At 73.2% G+C, this 20,810-nt stretch carries 20 protein-coding genes and 1 pseudogene; 14 read left to right on the forward strand and 7 right to left on the reverse strand.

Annotated features, from left to right (window positions below; genetic code table 11):
- The first annotated feature begins 190 nt into the window (after positions 1-190).
- The 6 genes and pseudogenes from F8R89_RS19120 to F8R89_RS19145 all read left to right on the forward strand — a co-directional run.
- Complete coding sequence (locus tag F8R89_RS19120; protein ID WP_151785110.1) at positions 191-1,060, forward strand: alpha/beta hydrolase; 870 nt, start codon at positions 191-193, stop codon at positions 1,058-1,060.
- A gap of 137 nt (positions 1,061-1,197) precedes the next feature.
- Positions 1,198-2,550 (forward strand): sensor histidine kinase, encoded by a 1,353-nt coding sequence (locus F8R89_RS19125; RefSeq protein ID WP_413251260.1) that lies wholly within the window; start codon positions 1,198-1,200, stop codon positions 2,548-2,550.
- A complete protein-coding gene (locus F8R89_RS19130; protein WP_151785111.1) occupies positions 2,547-3,212 on the forward strand; it encodes a response regulator in 666 nt (221 codons plus the stop codon). The genes F8R89_RS19125 and F8R89_RS19130 overlap by 4 nt, the downstream gene beginning before the upstream one ends.
- 31 nt (positions 3,213-3,243) lie before the next feature.
- Entirely contained in the window at positions 3,244-3,678 is a 435-nt protein-coding gene (locus F8R89_RS19135; protein ID WP_151785112.1) for a VOC family protein, read from the forward strand.
- A 54-nt stretch (positions 3,679-3,732) separates the two neighbouring features.
- Entirely contained in the window at positions 3,733-4,953 is a 1,221-nt protein-coding gene (locus F8R89_RS19140; RefSeq protein ID WP_151785113.1) for a cytochrome P450, read from the forward strand.
- Between the two features lie 105 nt (positions 4,954-5,058).
- Positions 5,059-5,604: pseudogene (locus F8R89_RS19145) on the forward strand (Uma2 family endonuclease); the annotation flags it as partial.
- A 29-nt stretch (positions 5,605-5,633) separates the two neighbouring features.
- On the opposite strand, the gene F8R89_RS19150 reads toward F8R89_RS19145, so the two are convergent.
- The gene (locus F8R89_RS19150; protein WP_151785114.1) at positions 5,634-5,915 is read right to left on the reverse strand and encodes a hypothetical protein; all 282 of its coding nucleotides are present in this window, start codon (positions 5,913-5,915) and stop codon (positions 5,634-5,636) included.
- Between the two features lie 51 nt (positions 5,916-5,966).
- Positions 5,967-6,818, reverse strand: a complete 852-nt coding sequence (locus F8R89_RS19155) for a diacylglycerol kinase family protein (RefSeq protein WP_151785115.1) — start codon at positions 6,816-6,818, stop codon at positions 5,967-5,969.
- A gap of 186 nt (positions 6,819-7,004) precedes the next feature.
- On the opposite strand from F8R89_RS19155, the gene F8R89_RS19160 reads away from it, so the two are divergent.
- The 4 genes from F8R89_RS19160 (at position 7,005) to F8R89_RS19175 (ending at position 9,895) form a co-directional block, all read left to right on the forward strand.
- Positions 7,005-8,288 carry an adenylosuccinate synthase gene (locus tag F8R89_RS19160; RefSeq protein WP_151785116.1) on the forward strand — a complete coding sequence of 428 codons (1,284 nt, stop codon included), beginning with the start codon at positions 7,005-7,007 and terminating at the stop codon, positions 8,286-8,288.
- Positions 8,289-8,885: 597 nt separating this feature from the next.
- Positions 8,886-9,116 (forward strand): hypothetical protein, encoded by a 231-nt coding sequence (locus tag F8R89_RS19165; protein WP_151785117.1) that lies wholly within the window; start codon positions 8,886-8,888, stop codon positions 9,114-9,116.
- A 72-nt stretch (positions 9,117-9,188) separates the two neighbouring features.
- Entirely contained in the window at positions 9,189-9,455 is a 267-nt protein-coding gene (locus F8R89_RS19170) for a hypothetical protein (RefSeq protein WP_225994436.1), read from the forward strand.
- Positions 9,452-9,895, forward strand: a complete 444-nt coding sequence (locus tag F8R89_RS19175) for a hypothetical protein (RefSeq protein ID WP_151785119.1) — start codon at positions 9,452-9,454, stop codon at positions 9,893-9,895. Before F8R89_RS19170 ends, F8R89_RS19175 begins: the two co-directional genes overlap by 4 nt.
- Positions 9,896-9,940: 45 nt before the next feature.
- On the opposite strand, the gene F8R89_RS19180 is transcribed toward F8R89_RS19175, so the two are convergent.
- The 4 genes from F8R89_RS19180 to F8R89_RS19195 all read right to left on the reverse strand — a co-directional run bounded on the left by F8R89_RS19180 (position 9,941) and on the right by F8R89_RS19195 (position 15,337).
- On the reverse strand, positions 9,941-10,591 hold the full coding sequence (locus tag F8R89_RS19180; protein WP_151785120.1) for a hypothetical protein: 651 nt from the start codon (positions 10,589-10,591) through the stop codon (positions 9,941-9,943).
- A 77-nt stretch (positions 10,592-10,668) separates the two neighbouring features.
- Entirely contained in the window at positions 10,669-13,140 is a 2,472-nt protein-coding gene (locus F8R89_RS19185; RefSeq protein ID WP_151785121.1) for a dolichyl-phosphate beta-glucosyltransferase, read from the reverse strand.
- Positions 13,137-13,838: a GntR family transcriptional regulator gene (locus F8R89_RS19190; RefSeq protein ID WP_151785122.1), complete on the reverse strand. Its 702-nt coding sequence runs from the start codon at positions 13,836-13,838 to the stop codon at positions 13,137-13,139. Before F8R89_RS19190 ends, F8R89_RS19185 begins: the two co-directional genes overlap by 4 nt.
- Positions 13,839-13,981: 143 nt before the next feature.
- Positions 13,982-15,337: an aspartate aminotransferase family protein gene (locus F8R89_RS19195; protein ID WP_151785123.1), complete on the reverse strand. Its 1,356-nt coding sequence runs from the start codon at positions 15,335-15,337 to the stop codon at positions 13,982-13,984.
- A gap of 252 nt (positions 15,338-15,589) precedes the next feature.
- On the opposite strand from F8R89_RS19195, the gene F8R89_RS19200 reads away from it, so the two are divergent.
- Positions 15,590-17,953 (forward strand): serine/threonine-protein kinase, encoded by a 2,364-nt coding sequence (locus F8R89_RS19200; protein WP_151785124.1) that lies wholly within the window; start codon positions 15,590-15,592, stop codon positions 17,951-17,953.
- A 3-nt stretch (positions 17,954-17,956) separates the two neighbouring features.
- Here F8R89_RS19200 and F8R89_RS19205 read toward each other — a convergent pair whose 3' ends face one another.
- Positions 17,957-18,709 carry an SLATT domain-containing protein gene (locus F8R89_RS19205; RefSeq protein WP_151785125.1) on the reverse strand — a complete coding sequence of 251 codons (753 nt, stop codon included), beginning with the start codon at positions 18,707-18,709 and terminating at the stop codon, positions 17,957-17,959.
- Positions 18,710-19,001: 292 nt separating this feature from the next.
- Here F8R89_RS19205 and F8R89_RS19210 point away from each other — a divergent pair, with 292 nt between their 5' ends.
- The 3 genes from F8R89_RS19210 (at position 19,002) to F8R89_RS19220 (ending at position 20,686) form a co-directional block, all read left to right on the forward strand.
- Positions 19,002-19,343: a YbaB/EbfC family nucleoid-associated protein gene (locus F8R89_RS19210; RefSeq protein WP_062739792.1), complete on the forward strand. Its 342-nt coding sequence runs from the start codon at positions 19,002-19,004 to the stop codon at positions 19,341-19,343.
- Between the two features lie 88 nt (positions 19,344-19,431).
- Complete coding sequence (gene recR, locus F8R89_RS19215) at positions 19,432-20,031, forward strand: recombination mediator RecR (RefSeq protein WP_151785126.1); 600 nt, start codon at positions 19,432-19,434, stop codon at positions 20,029-20,031.
- Positions 20,024-20,686, forward strand: coding sequence for a DUF5063 domain-containing protein (locus tag F8R89_RS19220; protein WP_151785127.1), 663 nt, complete (start codon positions 20,024-20,026; stop codon positions 20,684-20,686). Before recR ends, F8R89_RS19220 begins: the two co-directional genes overlap by 8 nt.
- Positions 20,687-20,810: the final 124 nt, after the last annotated feature.

Below are 20,810 nucleotides of genomic sequence, written 5' to 3' on the forward strand. Positions count from 1 at the left end.
CGGCGGACGCGGTGCCTGCCGCGCGGCCAGCGTAACGGCACCACAGGACCGTTTGACCCTCACCGTGCGTGACATGCGTGTGTTCGCGCACGTCATCCGCCTGATACCGTCCCCGCCAACGGCCGGGGTGCCCCCTGGTCCGTCACCCCCGCTTCCGTCCAAATCCGTTTGATCGCTGAGAGGTTGGAGCATGCCGGACGACGTCGCCGCTGCCCGGGACGCCGCCGAGGAGGAGTCGGCCTTCTCGCACCCGCCCGTCGAACCCGACGCCACCGCCTCCTACGGGCCCCACCCCGACCAGGTCGTCGACTTCTACGCGCCGCGCGGCACCGACGTGCCCGCCGGGCCGGCACCCCTGGTCGTCCTGCTGCACGGCGGCGCCTGGCGGGCCCCCTACGACCGGCGGCACCTCACCCCGTTCGCGGGCTTCCTGGCCCGGCGCGGCTTCGCCGTGGCGAACGTGGAGTACCGGCGGGGCGCGGACGGGTCCGACACGGACGCCGGGCGCTGGCCGGACACCTTCGACGACGTCGCCGCCGCCCTGGACGCGCTGCCCGCGCTGGCCGGTCAGGCGCTGCCGCAGGCCGACCCGCGCCGGATGGTGCTCGCCGGGCACTCCGCCGGAGGGCACCTGGCGCTCTGGGCGGCCGCCCGGCACGTCCTGCCCGCCGGCTCCGCCTGGCGCACCGACGGGCCCCCGCCCCTGCGCGGGGTCGTGGCGCTCGCGCCGATCGCCGACCTCACCGTCGCCGACAAGCTGGACGTGTGCGGCGGCGCCGTACGCCAGCTCCTCGGCAGCGGACCGGAGTACGCCGAGCGGCAGCCGTACGCCGATCCGGCGCTGCTGCTGCCCACCGGCATCGCGACGACGCTGGTCCAGGGCCGTACCGACATCGTGGTCCCGCAGGCCGTCGCCGAGGCGTACGCGGACGCGGCGGCGAAGGCCGGCGAGGTGGCCGGGCTGACCCTGCTGGAGGACGTCGGTCACTTCCCGCTGATCGACCCCTCCGCGGACGCCTGCGCGGTCGTCGCCGAGGAGATCGCCCAGCTGGCGTGGTGAGCGGGCGGGCCGTCGCCCGCCGCCCCGGCCGCACCCCCCGCGACCTGCGGCGCTCCCCGTAGTACCTGAGATGTACGCGGGAGAACCCCCCTCCATGGGGACGACCGGACCCCCGCCCTGCCCCTACGGTGCTGTACGTGACCGAGACGACCCAGATGCCGCCCCCGCCGCCGGGCGACGCGGGCAAGCAGCGCAGCCCGGAGTACCGGCTGGCCCGCAACTCGCTGCAGGGACTGCGCGAGGACCTGTTCCGCGACCCGTTCGCCTACCGACCGCTGCCGCCCCGGGGCACCGACGGCCCGTTCCTGCGCCGGCTGCCCGCCCGGATGCGTACTCCCGCCGAACGCCTCCCGCACGCGGTGGTCGCCGGGATCGCGCTGTTCACCCTGCTGATCGGCGCCCTGTCCGGCAGCGTGCCCGGCGGGGACGGCAGGGCCCTGCTGACCGGTCTGCTGTGCGCGCTGCCCATCGTCACCACGCTGACCCGGCCCATCGGCGCGTTCTGGCTGTCCCTCGCGATCACGCCGGTGACCGCCGCCCTCAACGGCGGCGACTCGGACTGGCCGTGGATGCCCGGCGCGTTCCTCTGCCACCTCACCGTGCTGGTCGTGGTGGCGCTGCGCACCCGGCCCCGTACCGCCGTCTGGATGTGGGTCGTCACCGCCGTGTACGTCGTCCTCTCGGACGGCGTCATCGGAGGGTCGTACTACTACTCCAACGGCGCCCCGATGCTGGTGACGTCCGCGTTCGCCCTGCTCGTGGTGTCCCTGCGGCACGTCCGCCAGGCCGCGCAGCAGGAGGTGAGCGCCCAGCAGACGGTCACCGCGCAGGAGCGGTCCCGGCGCACCCTGCTGGAGGAGCGCACCACCATCGCCCGCGAACTGCACGACGTGGTCGCCCACCACATGTCGGTGGTCGCCATCCAGGCGGAGGCCGCGCCCTACCGGGTGGAGAACCCGCCCGAGGAGCTGGAGCGCGCCTTCGCCACCATCCGGGAGAACGCGGTGGCCGCCCTCACCGAGCTGCGCCGCATCCTCGGTGTGGTCCGCGCCGAGGACTACGAGGCGCCGGACGCCCCGCAGCCCACCCTCGCCGACCTGGACGCCCTCCTCGCCAATGTGCGGGAGGCCGGGCTCGACGTGCGCAAGACGGTGACCGGCGCGGTCCGCGACCTGCCGCCCGGCGTGGAGCTGTCCGCGTACCGGATCGTGCAGGAGGCGCTGAGCAACAGCCTGCGGCACGCGCCCGGCGCGAGCGCCCACGTCGAGGTCGGCTACGTCCTCGGCGGGCTCGGCCTGCGCATAGTCAACGGCCCGCCGCCCGCGCCGGCCCTGGTGAAACCGTCGCCGGGCGCCGGGCACGGCATCACCGGCATGCGGGAGCGGGTCTCCATGCTCGACGGGCGGATGACGGCCGCCGCGACGGACGACGGCGGCTACGAGGTGGCGGTGTTCCTGCCCGTCGAGGCGGCCGCGGAGGACAGCGCATGACCATCCGGGTACTGATCGCCGACGACCAGATGATGGTCCGTGAGGGCTTCTCGGTCCTGCTGAACGCGATGCCGGACATCGAGGTCGTCGGGGAGGCCGTCAACGGCCGCGAGGCGGTGGAACGGGTCCGCGAACTGGCGCCGGACATCGTGCTGATGGACATCCGCATGCCCGAGCTGAACGGCATCGAGGCGACCCGTGAGATCGTCGCCGCCGACGGGGCGGCGAAGGTACTGGTCCTGACCACGTTCGACCTCGACGAGTACGTGTACCAGGCGCTGCGGGCCGGGGCGTCGGGCTTCCTGCTGAAGGACGCCTCCGCGCGCCAGCTCGCCGACGGGGTGCGGGTGGTGGCCGCCGGGGAGGCGCTGCTCGCCCCGTCGGTCACCCGGCGGCTGATCACCGAGTTCTCCAAGCTGTCCGACGCCCCGCGCGCGATGTCGTCCGCGCACGCCGCGTACGGGGAGCTGACCGAGCGGGAGACGGAGGTGCTGGTGCTGATCGCGCAGGGCCTGTCGAACTCCGAGATCGCCGAGCGGCTCGTGGTCGCCGAGTCCACGATCAAGACCCACGTCAGCCGCATCCTGGTCAAGCTCGGGCTGCGCGACCGGACGCAGGCGGCGGTGTTCGCGTACGAGGCCCGGCTGGTCACGCCGGGCTGAGACCGTCGTGCGGCGGGGCTACGGTGACCCCATGGAGCAGCGCATCACCCTGATCACGCTGGGCGTCTGTGACCTCGCCCGTTCCAAGGCGTTCTACGCGGCGCTGGGCTGGCGGGGGCAGGAGGTCGAGGAGACCGTCTTCTTCCAGGCGGGCGGCCTCGGACTGGTGCTGTGGAGCCGGGAGAAACTGGCCCGGGACTGCGGCCTGGAACCGGGGGAGCCCGGCGGGTTCGGGGGCATCGTCCTCGCGCACAACGTCCGCTCGCGGGCCGAGGTCGACGCCCTGCTCGCGGCCGTGCCGGACGCGGGCGGGACGGTCACCAAGCCGGCCGCCGTCAACGTCGTCGGCTTCTACTCGGGGGTCTTCACGGACCCCGACGGGCACCCGTGGGAGGTCGCGCACAACCCGTCCTTCCCGCTCGCCGACGACGGCACGGTGACCCTCCCGGACTTCGGCGCCGCGTAGGGGCACCGCCTGCAACCCTGGTCAGAAGGGGGGACGGCGGTCTACCGTCCGTTCATGGCAGCTCCTTCCGACCTCGGTTTCGATCCCTGGGACCCGGCGTTCCTCGCCGACCCGTACCCCGCCTACGCCGAACTGCGCGCCCGGGGCCGGGTGCACTGGTTCGAGCCCACGAACCAGTGGCTGGTGCCGCACCACGCCGACGTCTCCGCGCTGCTGCGCGACCGCCGGCTCGGGCGGACGTACCAGCACCGGTTCACCCACGAGGAGTTCGGGCGCAGCGCGCCGCCGCCGGAGCACGAGCCGTTCCACACGCTCAACGACCACGGCATGCTCGACCTGGAGCCGCCGGACCACACCCGCATCCGGCGCCTGGTGTCGAAGGCGTTCACCCCGCGCACGGTCGAGCGGCTGCGGCCGTACGTGCGCGACCTCGCGGGCGAGCTGGTGGCCGGGCTGGTCGAGCGGGGCGGCGGCGATCTGCTGACGGAGGTCGCCGAGCCGCTGCCGGTCGCCGTGATCGCGGAGATGCTCGGCATCCCGGAGGCCGACCGCGGGCCGCTGCGGCCCTGGTCGGCGGACATCTGCGGGATGTACGAGCTGAACCCGTCCGAGGAGACGGCGGCGAAGGCGGTCCGGGCGTCGGTGGAGTTCTCCGACTACCTGCGGGAACTGATCGCGGCCCGCCGCAAGGAGCCCGGCGACGACCTGATCTCCGGGCTGATCGCGGCGCACGACGAGGACGACCGGCTCACCGAGCAGGAGATGATCTCGACGGCGGTCCTGCTGCTCAACGCCGGGCACGAGGCCACGGTGAACTCCACGGTCAACGGCTGGTGGGCGCTGTTCCGCAACCCGGCCCAGCTGGCGGCCCTGCGCGCCGACCACTCCCTGATCCCGTCCGCGATCGAGGAGCTGATGCGCTACGACACCCCGCTCCAGCTCTTCGAGCGCTGGGTCCTGGACGACATCGAGATCGACGGCACCACGATCCCGCGCGGCGCGGAGATCGCCATGCTCTTCGGCTCCGCCAACCACGACCCGGCCGTCTTCACCGACCCGGAGCGCCTGGACCTGACCCGCACGGAGAACCCGCACATCTCCTTCAGCGCGGGCATCCACTACTGCATCGGCGCCCCGCTGGCCCGCATCGAACTGGCGGCCTCGATGACAGCCCTCCTGGAACAGGCGCCGACCCTGCGCCCGGCCGTGGACCCGCAACGAAAGCCGAACTTCGTGATCCGCGGCCTGGAGGACCTGCGGGTCGAGATCGGCTGATCACCCGATGGGCTGACGCCCAGGAGAACGGCCCGGTCGTGGGCCGGTCACTCGTCAAGCTGGTGCCTGCCTGCGAAGGGAGGCACCTTGACGTTGTCGGTGGCGATGTTCCAGCGGATCGCCGAGTTCGCGGAGCACGAGGACGAGACCGTCAGGTTCGAGTTCATCGACGGACGGATCGGGCTCAGGAAAGTGATCAACGGCAACCACGGCGCGATCACCATGTGGCTGATCCGGCAATGCACGCGAGCCCGCCCCGAGTTGGACCTCAACCCGCTCCAGGGCATCAAGGTCGAGGCGTACCGCAGGGGCCGTGCCCGCCCCGACGGGGTGCTGGCCCCCGTCGACCACTTCGTGGGCCAGGGGGACTGGGCGGACCCGCACGGGGTGCTCATGGCGGTGGAGATCACGTCCTGCGACGCGGAGACCCACGAGCGGGACCGGATCGAGAAGCCCCGGGCCTACGCGGAGGCGGGCATCCCGGTCCACCTGCTGATCGACCGGGAGCACCTGTCCCTCCTCGTCCACAGCGATCCGGACCCGCAGGACGGGTACCGGGACATCCACGTGGTGCGGTTCGGGGGCAAGGTCGTGCTCCCCGACCCCGTGGGCATCGAACTCGACACCGAGGAACTCAGGCAGTACGTCGACTGCCCGCCGGACCCAGCCCCCCGGCTCCCTCAGGCGCCGTCGACGACCGAGAAGCCCAGGTCGCGCAGCACCGAGACGGCGTGGCCCTCTCCGCCGGAGAACTCGCTGGGCTCCAGTGCCTCCAGACCTGGGACATAGCCGTGCGCGACGCCCACGATCGCCTTGGAGTCGTAGAGCCTGCCGTCGTGTTCCAGGAGGTACCGGCGGGCGCTCTTGAAGCCGTGGGTCTCCAGGAAGGCATCACGGCCGAGCCTGTCGAACTCCTCGATCGCCTGGATGACCGCCGAAGCGGTGATGTCGGTGAGTGCCATGGCCGAACGATAGGCCAGACCAGTGACAGCGGGGCATCGCCGCCCGTGGGCTCACCGCCCCGGCAGGACCAGTCTCAGGGCTCCCTCGCCCACCGTCCAGGTGCGGCGGCGGACCGGGCCCGAGACCGCGGCGTCCGCGCGGTAGCGGAAGTGGGCGCCCGAGACCGTGACCGTGCGGCCTTCGGCCCGCAGTGGCGCCGCGGCCGCGCCCACCGACACCCGGTGCACCTCCACCGAGGCGATCCCCGAGGCGCCCGGGGTCACCGACACCGCGTCCACCGGCTCGTCCAGGTCGATCAGCGTGTCGCCGTCGACCTCGATCCGCAGCCGGGACGGCCCGGCGGAGGCCGCCGCCGGGGTGCCGCGCGCCGGGACCAGCGTCCGTACGAGGGACTGGCAGGTGCGCAGCCACGGCCGCGGGCCCGGCGCGGTGGCCCCCGCCGGGTCCGCCGGATCGCGCACCGGCGGTATCCGCAGGCCGCCCAGGACCACGCCGTCGCTGTCGTCGACCAGCAGGTCCAGCCGCCGCTCCGCGCCGTCCAGCGCCGCGCGGGCCGCCGCCACCGCGCCCAGCGGCACCCCCAGGGACGCGGCCAGCGACAGCGCGCCGCCGACCGGCACCACCGACAGCACGCATTCGGCCAGCTGCCGCTGCCGGTGCAGCAGCGACACCGCGCGCAGCAGCGCGCCGTCGTCACCGATCACGACGGGCCGGCGCGCACCGCGCCGCACCAGCGCCCGGGCGAACTCGTCGCCGTCCTCCGGCAGGCACACCTTGGTGGTCGCACCCGCGCTGAGCACGTCTTTCGCTATCCGCACGGACTCCCCGTCCGTCCTGCGAGCAACCGGATCGATCACCACCAGCAGCTGATCGGACCTCGCGAAAGTCGCCACCTCGGCCATGCCTCGCTTCCTCGGGTAGCATCTTTGTGCAAGAGCCCCTTGCGCTATTGCGCCAGGGGCTTCGTCTATTCCGGGGCATCCGGTCCGACGGTTTGCGGCCAACGAAGGTCGCCGGTGTACCACCCGCACACGTGCGGCGTACACCCCTGACCTTGGACATGCCCCGCCCGGAAGGGGTGTACGCGCGTGCCCGCACTTGTGCTGCTCGGTGCTCAGTGGGGTGACGAAGGCAAGGGAAAGGCGACGGACCTGCTAGGCGGATCCGTCGACTACGTGGTGCGCTACCAGGGCGGCAACAACGCCGGCCACACGGTAGTCGTGGGTGATCAGAAGTACGCCCTCCACCTGCTCCCTTCCGGAATCCTGTCCCCGGGGTGCACCCCGGTCATCGGCAACGGAGTCGTCGTCGACCCGTCGGTCCTGCTCTCCGAGCTGAGCGGTCTGAACGAGCGTGGCGTCGACACGTCCAAGCTCCTGATCAGCGGCAACGCCCACATCATCACGCCGTACAACGTCACCGTCGACAAGGTGACGGAACGCTTCCTCGGCAAGCGGAAGATCGGCACCACCGGGCGCGGCATCGGCCCGACCTACGCGGACAAGATCAACCGCGTCGGCATCCGGGTCCAGGACCTGTACGACGAGTCGATCCTCACCCAGAAGGTCGAGGCGGCCCTCGACGTCAAGAACCAGATCCTCACCAAGCTCTACAACCGGCGCGCGATCGCCGTCGACCAGGTCGTCGAGGAGCTGCTGGGCTACGCGGAGAAGCTGCGGCCGTTCGTCGCGGACACCGTCCTGGTGCTGAACCAGGCGCTGGAGGACGACAAGGTCGTCCTGTTCGAGGGCGGCCAGGGCACCCTCCTGGACATCGACCACGGCACGTACCCCTTCGTGACGTCCAGCAACCCGACCGCGGGCGGCGCCTGCACCGGCGCGGGCGTGGGCCCGACGAAGATCAGCCGGGTCATCGGCATCCTCAAGGCGTACACGACCCGTGTCGGCGCCGGCCCGTTCCCGACCGAGCTGTTCGACGAGGACGGCGAGGCGCTGCGCCGGATCGGCGGCGAGCGGGGCGTCACCACCGGCCGTGACCGCCGCTGCGGCTGGTTCGACGCGGTGATCGCCCGCTACGCGACCCGCGTGAACGGCCTGACGGACTTCTTCCTCACCAAGCTGGACGTCCTCACCGGCTGGGAGCAGATCCCGGTCTGCGTGGCCTACGAGATCGACGGCCGCCGGGTCGAGGAACTGCCGTACTCGCAGTCCGACTTCCACCACGCGAAGCCGGTCTACGAGATGCTGCCCGGCTGGTCCGAGGACATCTCGAAGGCGAAGACGTTCTCCGACCTGCCGAAGAACGCCCAGGCGTACGTCAAGGCGCTGGAGGAGATGTCCGGCGCCCCGATCTCCGCGATCGGCGTGGGACCGGGCCGGGACGAGACGATCGAGGTCAACTCGTTCCTGTAGGACCACGCGGGAGCACACGTGCGAGCGCCCGGCCGGCGACCCCGGCCGGGCGCTCGTGCGTTCACCGGGGCGGCGCGCTTCACTCGCAGGAGTGAAGAACATCAACTTCGGCCTGGGAAAAGACGGTTTGGGCTTGCGAACGTAGCTCTGCGTGGCCTTAGAGTCACGCCAACAGAAACGCCCCCGCGGTGCGCCAACACCCGGGGGCTCGACACCAGGAGCTTGCACCTCCCAATGCGTGGTCATCGTACGACGCCTGCGCGCGTCATTTCAGGCCTCTCCGCCGACCTTCTGGGCGATCGCGGCACCTTCTGGTGCGCGGTGAGCGTACTGACGTACCTCCCGGCCCTACCGAACAGCGTCCGTGTCCTCCTCCGGGTGCTCGCCGACGTGTGGGCCGACGGGCGGTCGCGGATCGCCTCGACTCTGCGTGAGCTGGACGAACTCCGGTGCCGGCGGCGTGTGGTGGGTGGCGCGGTGGGTTCGGGCCGTTCGGCTCAACTCCCCGCCGTTCACACGGTGTTCGAGACGCCGTGCGACGCCGCGCCACGAACGGGTGAAACCGAAAAAGTTCCGCGCCGGCGGGTGTCGCCGAGCGTGGGGACCGCCGCGGCGGCCCGTCTGCTGCTCACCTTCGGGGACTACGACCGGCGTCTCACCCTCACCGGCGCCGAGGCGCGACGGCTCGCTCCGCTGGTCGAGGAGTGGTGGCGTCGGGGCGCGAGCGACGCGCTGATCCGCAGGGCGGTGACCTGGGGCGCGCCGCCGTGCCTGCCGTCGGCCTACGGCCACACGGAGGCCCGGCTGCGCGCCGGGCGGTCCTTCTAGAGAAAGGGAACGTGTTCGATGAGTGTCGTAGTGCAGCGGCCCGAGGTGGTATACCGCCGGTATACTGTCCTCATGGCCGACACCACGATCAAGGTTGACCCCGCCGTCCGCGACCGGCTGCAGGAGCTGGCCCGGGAGCGCGGGATGAGCATGCGGGACTTCGTGGCGGAGCTGGCCGGGGCCACGCCCACCAGGGAAGAGCTGCGCAAGCGGTACGAGGAGACCAAGGCGTACGTCGAGGAGCACTTCCTCGGCAGGGCGTACACGGAGGACGACGAGCGGGCCGGCGAGAAGCTGTGGGCCGACCTCGAAGCCGGACGCATCGGAGAGGTCCAGTGACGGACGAGAAGCGGTACCCGTTGCCGCGCGCCGTCATCTTCGACGACACGGCCGCGCTCGCCCTCGGTGCGGGGAACAGCATGGCCTCGCGGCTGGTCGTCGAGGCGGAGAAGAACCCGGCCCTGCGGGTCTACATCCCGGCACTGAGCCTCGCAGCCGCCGAACGTGAACGGGCCGGAGTCGCCGAGCACCTGGGTGCCCTGCCGTCGGTCCATGTCGAGGGGCTCGACTTCCCCGCAGCCGCCGCGGTGGGCAAGCGGCTGCGGACGGCCGGTGCCGGGGACGAGGGCAAGGACGAGGCGGACTGGAGCGGCGCGCATGTGCTGCATCTCGCCCTGCCCACCGTCGAGTGGCCGCGCGGACGCCCCGTCCTGACCAGAACGCCGACCCGCTACCAGGGCACCGGCATCCGCACCATCCGCATCGTCGAGCAGCACTGACCGGCTCGGGGAGGGGGACGACCGAGCGCCCCCTCCCCGAAACGGTCAGCTGAAGACGATCATCGAGCCCTGCGCCAGGCTCCGCGTCGCCGCCGCGTGCAGGCCCAGCCAGACGTGCCGTTCGCGGGCGAAGGGGCTCGGGTCGTAGGGCGCCGGGACCGCCGGTTCCTCCAGGGCCGTCGGCGCGAGCGGGGGCTGCGGGGCCGCGGGCGGGTTGGCCGGGTCGATGCCGATGGCCTGCGCCACCGCCTCCAGTTCGCGCAGCAGCGCCTGCGAGGAGCCCAGCGGGCCGCCGCCCGCGAGGAGGTCGTCGTCGGCGAGCGGGTGCGGGAAGTCGACGGGGACGTAGGCGCCCGCGTGGTCGTAGTGCCAGACCAGATGGGACTGCTGGGCCGTCGACTCGAACATCTCCAGCAACTGCTCGTAGTCGCCGCCGAGTTCGTCGACCGGCGTCACGGGCAGCCCGCACACCTGGAGCAGATGGGCCCGGCGCAGGAAGTGCAGCGCGTCGTAGTCGAAACCGGCGACCGGCGCGACGTCGCCGGACAGGCCCGGCATGTACTGGTACACCGGCACCGGCGGCAGCCCGGCCTCGGCGAGCACCTTGTTGTATTGCGCGAGTTCCTCGGCGAACGGGTTGTCGGGGGTGTGGCACAACACGTCGACGAGCGGTACCAGCCACAGGTCACAGGCCAAAAGGGGCTCCTCACACAACGGTCGCACGATGTGGCAAAGGCGTAGCACGGTGGTCAGGGAAGGATAATCAGTACCGCTCACGGGCGTCCCGGTCCGTGCAGGTCCCATACCCATACTCCGTCGACCCATCTGCCGGGGGAGCCCACGAGTCGGCGGACGGTCTCCCGCAGCGCGTCGGCGTGCGGCTGCGGGGCCAGGACCAGGACTCCCGCCCGCCAGTACGCCAGGTCAGCCCGCGCCTGGTCGCGCCAGGAGTCCTCGACCGGCGGGACGACGCCCGAGGCGCCGACGTCCCGCAGCAGGTTGGACGTGAAGCGGGGCTCGGCGCCGTAGATGCCGACGCGCTCCTCGCCGTAGGGGCCGTTGAAGTAGCCGCCGGGCAGCCGGAAGCCGAGGCCGGCCTCGGTCTGCCAGTGCAGGGCCTCCGCGTCGCCGGGGTCCGGCAGCGGCACCGGCACCAGGGACTCCCCGTCGCGGACGTACGCCTTCCAGGTGCCCTCCGCGATGAACGCCGGCACCTCGGTCCGGTCGACGGCCCGCAGCGGGGCGGGGATCAGGGGGAGGAGGGCCAGCGCGACGGCGGCGAGGCCCGTCCAGCGGGTGCGCGGCGGGGCGGAGAGCAGGCGTTCCACGGCCAGGGCCAGCAGCATTCCCAGGACGGGTGCGCAGATCAGCGCGACGCGGCTCTCGATGACCGCCTCGAACACCGGGGCGTCGGCGAGGAGCCGCCACGGACCGGGCAGGGTGAGGTCCGTCAGCGGGATACGGAACTCCCGGCCCAGGGACAGGAACGCGGCGGCCACCGCCGTGCACGCCAGGGACCGCACCAGCGGCCGCCGCCGCATCAGGACGAGGATCGCGAAGGCGAGCAGGACCAGCGGCCAGCCGTAGAAGGCGTTCTGCTCGGTGGTGTTGAAGGACAGCGCGTCCGCCCGCGCGGCGTCGCCCGCGAGCCAGGACCGCTCGGCGAACGACAGCAGCGCGAGCGGGCTGTTGAAGGTCCGGGGGTTGTGCTCGATGCCGGTGTACGACTGGGGGCCGTGGAACTGCCAGATCAGCGGGTACACGACCAGCGGAAGGCAGACCGACGCGCCGATCAGCAGGCCGCGCAGCAGCGGACGCCAGGACGCGCGGGCCACCTCGGGGCGTACGGCGGCGTGGGCGGCGGCGAAGAGCAGCATGCCGAGGGCCGCCAGCAGCAACGGCTCCTCGCCCAGCAGGACCTGGTACGCCGCCATCAGGCCCAGGACGACACCGTCGCGGACCACACGGGTGCCCGCGCACAGCCGCAGGGCGCGTTCGATGATCAGCGGGATCATGAACAGCACCACGAAGTTGGGGTGCGCGTGGGCGTGGCTGACCATCGGCGGGGCGAACGCCGCGAGGGACGCGCCGGTGAAGGCCGCGACCCGGCTGCGCACGAGACGCCGGACCAGCAGCCGGTACCAGGCGGCGGCGGTCGCGGCGAGGCCCACCGCCATGACGAGGCTGAGGGTGACGGCGGGACCGGCGGTGAGGGTGAGGGGCGTCAGCGGGACGGACAGGCCCAGCATGACCGTGTTGGCCATCAGGTTCACGCCGTCCGGGAAGCCCTGGAGGTCGGTGAAGAGCGGGTTGCGCAGATGGGCGACGTTGTCCGCGGTGACCGCGAAGAACCACTCCCACTGGGTCTGGTCGCGCATCGAGTCCGGCAGATAGCGGTGGGCCGGGTCGAAGAGACGCCCCGAATACAGGGCCATGGACATCAGGCAGAAGAGGAGGACGGCGAAGACGTCGGCGGGGCGCAGGGAGCGCGCCGCGATCCGGACGATCTCGGCGAGCGCGCGCGGGTAGTCCAGCGGGCGCACCTTGGAGCCGGGCCGGTGGGACCAGCGCACGGGCACCTCGGCGACGCTCAGCCCGGACTGCCGCAACTGCCGCAGCACCTCGACGTCGATGCCCCAGCCGTCCACGCGGGAGGCGGCGTAGGCGGCGCGGGCCCGGTCGCCGTCGAACAGCTTGAAACCGCACTGGGTGTCCCGGATGCCGGGCAGCGCGGTCCGGCGTATGAGCGCGTTGCCGGCCCGGCCGAGGAGTTCGCGCAGCCGGTGCTGGCGGGCGCCGATCGTGGCGCCGGGGACCGCGCGGGAGCCGATGGCCGCGGCGTGGCCCGCGCCGAGCGCGTCGTCCAGTGCCGCCAACTCCGTGATGGGGGTGGCGAGATCGGCGTCCGTGACCAGGACCCGGCGGCCCCGGGAGGCGGCCACCCCGAGGCGCAGCGCGTGGCCCTTGCCGCGGTTGCGGGCGCCCGGGACGAGCCGGACGCGGGGGTCCTCGCGGGCGGTGACGAGGCCGGCGGTGCCGTCGGTGGAGCCGTCGTCCACGACGACGATCTCCCAGCCGTCCCACGGGGACTCCGGGGCGTCGAGGTGCGCGGTCACCGTGTCCAGGGTGTCGGCGAGCCGGTCGCGTTCGTTGTAGGCGGGGACGACGACGGACAGGGCGGGCGCGCCGGAGCCGGGCCGCCGGTCGTCGGTGGACGCCTCCGGCAGGCCCCGCCCATGGCTCATCCGGCCGCCAGCCGCTCGATCAGGGCGAGGGCGTCCTGGTCGTGGGCGGCGATGATGGCGCGGGCCGTGACCAGGTCCCGCTGGGCGAGGGCGTCGGTCAGCTCGATGTGACGGGCCCACAGATGCCCGCGCAGATCGTGCAGCCGGCGCAGATGCTGCACCGTGCAGACCCAGGCCTGCACCCGCAGCCGGTGCAGGAAGTCGGCGAGGTAGGGGTTGCCGAACAGGGCGCCCAGTTCCCGCCAGAAGCGCAGGTCGTAGCCGACGAGGACGGTGAGGTCGCCGGCGGTGGCGGCGCGCTGGGCCTCCTCGGCGCGGCGGCGCACCCCCGCGACGGCGGCGGCGACCCGCGGGTCGCCGGGGTCGCGGCGGCCTGTCATGTCGCGGCCCAGGACCTGGAACATGCCCTCGATGACCAGGCCGCGGGCCTCGACGATGGCCCGGTGGTCGTCGACGGAGTACTCGTGCACCCGGAAACCGCGGTGCTGGTCGGCCTCCAGCAGCCCCTGCGCGGACAGGTCGACCAGGGCCTCGCGGACGGGGGTGGCGGAGACGCCGTACTGCTCGGCGATCTCCTTCACGGTGAACTCCCGTCCCGCCTGCAGCCGGCCGGCCAGCACCTCGTCCCGCAGGGCGTCCGCGAGCTGCTGCCGCAGGGTGCTCCGCGTCACGGAGCCGGTGCCGCCGATCCCGGCCATGGTCAGGGCGTCTCCCGTCGTCGCGTCGAGGTGGCGTGCACGTGTCCGAGTGCACGTACATGTCTACGAGCACGCCACCTTACGCGTTCGGCGTCCGCGGGAGTTTTCGTGACGGCACCTTCCGTGCCGCCGTCGCCGAGGGGTTATCCGGTGTACTCGTCCGCCACGCTCAGGGCGGCGTCGAGGGCGGCCAGGCCCTCCTTCAGCTCGGCCTCGCTGACATTGCAGGGCGGCACGACGTGGGTGCGGTTCATGTTCACGAAGGGCCAGAGGCCGTGCTCCTTCGCGGCGGCGGCGAAGGCCGCCATCGGCGCGTTCGCCTCACCGGCCGCGTTGTACGGCACGAGCGGCTCGCGGGTCTCCTTGCTGCGGACCAGCTCGACGGCCCAGAACATGCCGGTGCCGCGCACCTCGCCGACGCTCGGGTGCCGTTCGGCCAGCTCCGCGAGGGCCGGGCCGACGACCGTACGGCCGAGCCGCGCCGCGTTCTCGACGACGCCCTCCTCGGCCATCACCTGGAGGGTGGCGACGGCGGCGGCGCAGGCCAGCGGGTGACCGGAGTAGGTGAGGCCGCCGGGGTAGGGGCGCCGGGCGAAGGTCTGCGCGATCTCCTCGGAGATGGCGACACCGCCGAGCGGCACATACCCGGAGTTCACGCCCTTGGCGAAGGTCATCAGGTCGGGCACGACACCGAACAGGTCGGCGGCGAACCACTCACCGGTCCGGCCGAACCCGGCCATGACCTCGTCCAGGACGAAGACGATCCCGTGCTTGTCGCAGATCTCCCGGACCCCGGCGAGGTAGCCGGCCGGCGGGACCATGATCCCGGCGGTGCCGGGGATCGTCTCCAGGATGATCGCGGCGATCGTGCCGGGACCCTCGAAGGCGATCGTCGTCTCCAGGTGCTCCAGCGCCCGCGCGCACTCCTGCTCCTCGGTCTCGGCGTAGAAGCGGGAGCGGTAGAGGTAGGGCGCCCAGAAGTGCACGACACCCGCGGTGCCGCTGTCGGACGGCCAGCGGCGGGGGTCGCCGGTGAGGTTCACGGCCTGCTGGGTGCCGCCGTGGTACGAGCGGTACGCCGACAGCACCTTCGGGCGGCCGGTGTGCAGCCGGGCCATGCGCGTGGCGTGCTCCACGGCGTCCGCGCCGCCGTTGGTGAAGAAGATCTTGTTCAGGTCGCCGGGCGTGCGCTCGGCGATGAGCCGGGCGGCCTCCGAGCGCGCCTCGACCGCGAAGGCCGGCGCGAACGTCGTCATCCGCGCGGCCTGCTCCTGGATCGCGGCGACGACCTTCGGGTGCTGGTAGCCGACGTTGGTGTAGACGAGCCCGCTGGTGAAGTCCAGGTAGCGCCTGCCGTCGTAGTCCCAGAAGTACGACCCCTCCGCACCGGCGACGGCGAGCGGGTCGATGAGCTCCTGCGCGGACCAGGAGTGGAACACGTGCGCGCGGTCCGCGGCCTTCACGGCGGCGCCGGCCTGGGGGTTGGGCTGAGGGGTCATGCGCCCGAGGGTAGGCACCGGGGGCCCGCACGCGGAATCGGCGTCCTGTCTGCGGTCGGGGGCTTTTAGCGACAGGTTGTCGACGGGTGGGCGCCGCCGGTGTGGGCAGGGCCCCCTGTCACGGGTCCCTCTCGCCGGGGTCCCTGTCGCCGGGCTCCCTGTTACCGAACCGTGGAGACCGGCTCGCTCAGCCCGTACGACGCCGCACTATCGTGGGGCCGACGCGTAGGCGGGGGCTGTTGGGGGCGTGTGATGGAGAAGCTGGGGCCGGGGGATCCGCCGCGGATCGGGGCGTATCGGCTGCTGGCGCGGCTCGGCGCGGGCGGCATGGGGGACGTGTACCTCGCCCGGTCCGACCGCGGGCGCACCGTCGCCGTGAAGCTGGTCCGGCGCGAACTGGCCGCGCAGGACGAGTTCCGGGCCCGGTTCCGGCAGGAGGTGCGGGCCGCCCGGCAGGTCGGCGGGTACTGGACCGCGCCGGTGCTCGACGCGGACACCGAGGCCGAGGTCCCCTGGGTCGCCACCGGGTACGTCGCCGGGCCGAGCCTGCAGCAGGTCGTCGGCCACGACCACGGGGCGCTGCCCGAGCGGTCGGTGCGCATCCTGACGGCGGGGCTCGCGCACGCCCTGAAGGACATCCACGCCGCCGGCATCGTGCACCGCGACCTGAAGCCGTCGAACGTCCTCGTCACCATCGACGGGCCCCGCGTCATCGACTTCGGGATCGCCCGCGCCCTGGAGTCGGTCGACGAGACCGGCCTCACCCGCACCGGCTCGCTCATCGGCTCGCCCGGCTTCATGGCGCCCGAGCAGGTCCGGGGCGACCGGATCACCCCGGCGTGCGACGTGTTCTGCCTGGGCTCGGTGCTCGCCTACGCCGCCACCGGCCGGCTGCCCTTCGGCTCGATCGAGAGCGGCGCGCACGCCGTCATGTTCCGGATCGCCCAGGACGAGCCCGACCTGGAGGGGGTGCCCGAGGGCATCGCCGAACTGGTCCGCGACTGCCTGCGCAAGGCGCCGGAGGCCCGTCCCTCCCTGGACGCGATCCTGGAGCGCACGGGCGCCGAGGACACCGTCTCCGGGGGCCGCTCCCGCGACCCGTGGCTGCCGAGCGCCCTGGTCGCCCAGCTGGGCCGGCACGCGGTACGGCTGCTCGACGCGGAGGACCCGGTGCCGGTCGGCTCCGCCGGTTCGCCGGGTGGCGGGGGTGACGCGTCGCCGGGGCCGGAGGGGGAGCGGCAGGACGGGGCGGAGGCGAGGGTGCCGCGTGCTCCGGGGGCCGGTTCGGATGCCGGGCGGCCCGGAGCCGCACCGGGGCCGGGGCCGGGGCCGGTCCCGGCCGGGCCTGCCGTGCCCGGTGCGGCTGGTGCGGCTGGTGCGGCTGGTGCGCCCGGTTCGGCTGGGGCTGCTGGGGCGGCTGCGGGTGGTCCGGCGGGCCCCGGATCTGCCGGTTCACCCGGTCCCGCGGGCTCCGGTGCCGGTCCCGCGGGCTCCGGTGCCGGTCCCGCGGCCTCCGGTCCTGCCGGTTCCGCGGCCTTCGACCCTGCGGGCCCCGGGCCTGCCGATTCACCCGGCAACGCAGGCTCCGGTGCCGGTCCTGCCGCCTCCGGTCCCGCCGTCCCCCGGCCTGCTGGCCCTGCTGGACCCGCCTACTCCGGCCCCGCCGCTCCGCCCGCCCCCGGCGTCCCCGATCCCGCCCGGCCGACCGCCCCCGGCTCCCCCGAGCACGCCTCCGCCGGGCCCGTGACGCCCGCGCACCAGGTGCCGACCGTCACCGCGCGGCCCGGCGGTGACACCCCGCCGCCCGGGGCTCCCGGCCGTCCGGTGGGAGCCTCCGCGCCCGGCGCCGCCCCGGCCCACCCCGGGTACGGCGTCCCGCAGCAGCACCCCCAGCAGCACGGGTACGGCTATCCGCCGGCCGCCCCGGCCCCGTACGGCCAGGCGCCCGCGTACGGTGCCACCCCGCCGTACAGGCCGGGGTCGCCGTACGGGCCAGGCGGATACGACCCGGCGTCGCCGTACCAGCCCTCCCCGCCCGAGCGCGAGGGCCGGGGCGGCCGGTCCACCGTGGTGCTGGTGGTCGTGGCCCTGGTCGTGGCGCTCGCCGCGGGCGGCTCCGTCTACGCGATGATGAGCGGTGGTCACAAGGACGAGGGCGGCGGCCGGCCGACCCCCGCCCCCACCACCGCCGGTGTCACGAAGGACCCGGCCGGCGACCCGACGACCGCCTCCCCGACGCCGTCCCCGAGCGCGTCGGCGGACGACGGGGCCGTACCCGCCGGGATGCTGGGCACCTGGAACGCCTCGATCGCCTCCGCCGACGGCGCGAGCAGCCGCCGGCTGACCCTCCGGCAGGGCGAGGTCGGCGACACCGTCCTCACCCTCGTCGCCGACGGGCCCGCCGGGAGCGGCACCTACCACTGCGAGTTCACCGCGAGTCTGGCCGCCGCGCCCGCCTCGGACGGAACGCTGTCCCTCGGCCCGTCCACGGTGACCGTCGGCGCGCCCCCCACCTGCTCCCCGGGCAAGGCCACGCGGATCAGGCTGCTGCCCGACGGCAGGCTGGAGCGCGTGACCGTGGGCAGCGGCGAGAAGCTGACCTACAGCAGGCAGTAGCCGTCACCGGGGCTCGGGCGGACGCTGACGCGGCATGTTCGGGCGGGCGCCGTTCGCCGGGGGGACCGGGAAGCGGCCCGTGCCGGTCCCGGCGTCCTGCCGGGCGCCGCCGGACAGGGCCGACTGGATGCCCAAGGGCGCCGAACCCGTGCGGAACTCCACCATCCAGTCCGCCGTCTCCGCCCGCACCAGTTCGTTGAGGTCCTCCGAGAACCGCCGCAGCACCCCCAGGCACCGCTCCGCCGCCTCGCTCGCCGTGCCCTCCGCCGGGCCCAGGACCTCGCGCACGCTCTCCGTCGCCCAGTCGAACTGGAGTGCCTGGAGCCGCCGTTGGACTGCCTGGGCCGTGGCGACGTCCCTTATCCAGCCGGACGTCACCCCGAAGAACCGGTCGGCCGCGACACAGGCCACGGACAGCAGCAGCGCCAGATACCCCCAGCGCGCCGCCCCGTCCGCGACACCCGTCAGATCGAGCAGCGGCAGCGCCGCGCCGGCGACCGCGCCCGCCGCCGCCCCGCCGCGCAGCGCCCTGGCCCCGCGCCGCTTCCACACCCGGTCCGCGAGATACCACGCGGCGGTCTCCAGCGCCCGGCGCTCCACCCACCGGTACAGCTCGTGCAACCGCACCGCGGGCTCCCCCCAGTCCCCGAGCGGGAAGACCCGCCCCGTCAGATCGCCCGGCCGAAGTCCGGGAGCCCCCTCGCCGCCCCACCCGTCGTGCGGCGACCTCTCGGGCTGCATCTCCGGCTGACCCACCCGGCACTCCCTACTGATCACGGTGCGTGGGACGTGCGCGCCGGGTACGACCCCCGTGGCGCACGGAACGTCACGCGACACCTGAGGCTGACGCGCCGGACCCTTCCTACCGCCCAATGGGTGGCGAAGAGATGTCTTTCGCGTCTTTTCCGCCCGGAAGTGGGTCTTGATCAGGTATAGGAATCCAGTTCTCCCGAGTTCCTCTCACTCGAAAGAGTGCCGGGGCGACGGCCGCCCGGAGCACGTAGGCTCGTGCTGAACGGGAAAGCCGTACAGACGCGAGGAGCTCGACGTGATCCCCGGTGGTGGCCAGCCCAACATGCAGCAGTTGCTCCAGCAGGCGCAGAAGATGCAACAGGATCTTCAGCGGGCGCAGGAGGAACTGGCGCGGACCGAGGTCGAGGGCCAGGCGGGCGGTGGCCTGGTGCGGGCCACGGTGACCGGCTCCGGTGAGCTCCGGGGGCTGAAGATCGACCCGAAGGCCGTCGACCCCGAGGACACCGAGACCCTGGCCGACCTGGTCGTCGCCGCCGTCCAGGCCGCCAACGAGAACGCGCAGACCCTCCAGCAGCAGAAGCTGGGCCCGCTGGCCCAGGGGCTGGGCGGCGGGGGCATCCCGGGTCTGCCCTTCTGACCCAGGGCGCGTCACCCGCCGCCTTCCACGGGCGGGGTCGCGCCAACTACCGTACGTACCGTAGGAACCCAGGAAGGACGGCAGTCCGTTGTACGAAGGCGTGGTCCAGGACCTCATCGACGAGCTGGGGCGGCTGCCCGGCGTCGGTCCCAAGAGCGCGCAGCGGATCGCCTTCCACATCCTCCAGGCGGAACCGACGGACGTGCGGCGCCTCGCGCAGGCCCTCATGGAGGTCAAGGCGAAGGTCCGCTTCTGCGCGACCTGCGGCAACGTGGCGCAGGAGGAGCTGTGCAACATCTGCCGCGACCCCCGCCGCGATCCCTCCGTCATCTGTGTGGTGGAGGAGCCGAAGGACGTCGTGGCGATCGAGCGGACCCGTGAGTTCCGCGGTCGGTACCACGTGCTGGGCGGCGCGATCAGCCCCATCGAGGGCGTCGGCCCGGACGACCTGCGGATCAGGGAACTCCTCGCGCGCCTGGCCGACGGGACGGTCACCGAGCTGATCCTGGCCACCGACCCGAACCTCGAGGGCGAGGCCACGGCCACCTATCTCGCGCGCATGATCAAGCCCATGGGCCTGAAGGTCACCCGCCTGGCCAGCGGCCTCCCGGTGGGTGGCGACCTGGAATACGCGGACGAGGTCACCCTCGGCCGCGCCTTCGAGGGGAGACGACTCCTAGATGTCTGACGCCACGCTGCACGCGACCGAGCCGAACCCGGACGACTTCGCGGTCCAGATCGCGGACCAGATCGAGAGCTTCCTGGTCGCGGTGACGGAGGTCGCGAAGGGCGACGAGCCGGGCTCGACGGTGCCCTTCCTGCTGCTGGAGGTCTCCCAGCTGCTGCTGGCCGGCGGCCGTCTCGGCGCCCACGAGGACATCGTCCCCGACGAGCGCTACGAGCCCGACCTGGGCCCCGAGGCGGACGTCGACGAGCTCCGGGAGAACCTGGCCCGCCTGCTCGACCCGGTGGACGTCTACTCCGAGGTCTTCGACCCCTACGAGCCCCGCAGGGCCCCCGTCCCGGCCCGGATCTCCGACGACCTCGCCGACGTCATCACCGACCTGCGCCACGGCATGGCCCACTACCGCGCGGGCCGCACCGACGAGGCGCTGTGGTGGTGGCAGTTCTCCTACTTCTCCAACTGGGGCTCCACGGCCTCGGCGACCCTGCGCGCCCTGCACTCCGTCCTCGCCCACATCCGGCTGGACCAGCCGCTGGAGGAGTTGGACGGCCTGGACACCGACCAGGGTGTGATGGGCGACGAGACCCTGGAGTTCGAGGCCGGCCGGGTCATGCAGCAGGAGATCGGCGGGCAGCTGGGACTGCGCTCGGCGACCTGACGGCGGTCCGACGGGCGCTCCCGCCCGCCGTGCGTCCCGGAGTGACCTCCCCCACTTTCGGAGTGGTCCGCGCCCGACCGGGCAGGGACCATCCCGGAGCTACCGAATCTCACCATCTGGGAAC

The organism is Streptomyces sp. SS1-1, from assembly GCF_008973465.1.
In the GTDB taxonomy this organism is placed as follows: Bacteria; Actinomycetota; Actinomycetes; order Streptomycetales; family Streptomycetaceae; genus Streptomyces.